The sequence below is a fragment of the Vibrio methylphosphonaticus genome (assembly GCF_023634655.1).
GTDB lineage: Bacteria > Pseudomonadota > Gammaproteobacteria > Enterobacterales > Vibrionaceae > Vibrio > Vibrio methylphosphonaticus.
The window spans coordinates 1-1640 of record NZ_JAMKMS010000052.1 but is presented as its reverse complement, the minus strand read 5'-3'; the positions used below and the strand labels follow the sequence as shown (position 1 = coordinate 1640).

General features: G+C 47.0%; 1 protein-coding gene. It reads left to right on the top strand.

The window, feature by feature from the left end; all coding sequences use genetic code 11:
- Positions 1-67 precede the first annotated feature (67 nt).
- A protein-coding gene (locus M9196_RS23160) for an IS3 family transposase (RefSeq protein ID WP_406707708.1) occupies positions 68-1602 on the top strand; the annotation gives its coding sequence in 2 pieces (ribosomal slippage) (positions 68-521 and positions 521-1602; 1536 coding nt in all).
- The last annotated feature ends 38 nt before the right edge of the window (positions 1603-1640 follow it).

Here is a 1640-nt window from a genome sequence, read left to right as displayed (position 1 = left end):
CCCCCTGTGTCAGGCTAGTTGCCACTGTTAAAAATTAACCAATTAGAGGGGCGGTAACTGAGGAAGTATGTCCCGTTACTCGCAAGAACGAAAAGAAGCAGTATTAAAAAAGTTGTTACCTCCGCACTCTCGCTCTGTGGCAGAAGTTGCAAAAGAAGAAGGCATCAGTGATGCGACACTGTATTATTGGCGAAAACAACTTCGAGAATCAGGAGCCGTTGTGCCAAGTAGTTATACCCCTTCAGAGCATTGGTCTGCGCAAACTAAGTTAGCCATTGTCGCAGAAACGTTTTCCATGACTGAAAATGAGTTGAGCCAGTACTGTCGAGAAAAAGGCTTGTACCCAGAAGAAGTTCAGAAATGGCGCAGCGAGTGCATGCAAGGGTTCATGTCATCAAAAGAGCGTGAAGCCGAGACGAAGAAACAAGCCAAAGCCGATAAGCATGAAATCAAAGAATTGAAGAAAGAGCTTCGCTTTAAAGAGAAAGCGTTAGCAGAAACGGCCGCCTTGTTGGTGCTAAGAAAAAAGCTGAGGGCCTTTTACGGGGAAGAGCCAGAGGACGACTAACCTCAACCGAAGAAAGGAAAAATATTGTTGCACTCATCCATGAAGCACGTCAGAGCGGCAGTCGCTTAGATCGCGCCTGCAATGAAGCCGAGATAGATTTACGGACTTATCGCCGCTGGTATCAGCGCGGTAAAGTATGCGCTGATGAGCGACCAACGTCGTTAAGACCAGAGCCCGTTAACAAGCTCTCGGAGCAGGAGCGGCAAGCTATTGTTGATATTAGTAATGCGCCTGAGTATGCCAGCTTACCGCCAAGCCAGATAGTGCCAACGCTACTGGATAAGGGACAATATATTGCTTCTGAAGCCAGCTTTTATCGTGTATTGAAAGCGGCAGGACAACTCAATCGTAGAGGTCGTCAACGTAGTCGTAAAAAACGCTCGAAACCAACGAGCTATACAGCGACGGCTCCAAACCAGGTTTATACCTGGGATATTACGTACCTGCCGTCAGGTGTTCGGGGGCAGCATTATTACCTTTATGCTATCGAAGATATTTATAGCCGAAAAATCGTCGGTTATGACGTTTATGACCGAGAGTGTGGTGAGTTGGCTTCTCAACTGCTTCAGCGTACGTTGATGCGAGAGCAGTGCTTCAATCAAGCGTTGGTGCTCCACTCAGATAATGGCGCACCAATGAAGTCGTTGACGTTCAAAGCAAAAATGGAAGAGCTGGGCATTACCTCTTCCTACAGCCGCCCTCGCGTGAGCGATGACAATCCGTATGTAGAGTCATTGTTCCGAACTTTGAAATATGCACCGAGCTGGCCATCAAAGGGCTTCAAAAGTCTTGCGACAAGTCGTTTTTGGGTAGAAAGTTTTGTTATCTGGTACAACACCAAGCATAAACATAGTCGCCTGAATTACGTGACACCTTCTGAGCGACATGGTGGAAAGGATACGGAGATTTTAAGGAAGAGAGCAAAGGTGTTGATGGCACATCGCCAAGCAAAACCAGAGCGTTGGTCAGGTAAAATCCGAAACTGCGAGCCAGTCGGAGAAGTTCACCTGAACCCAGAAAAAGAAGCTGCTTGATAATTAATCAAGTAGTGACAACTAGCTTGAAAAACGCC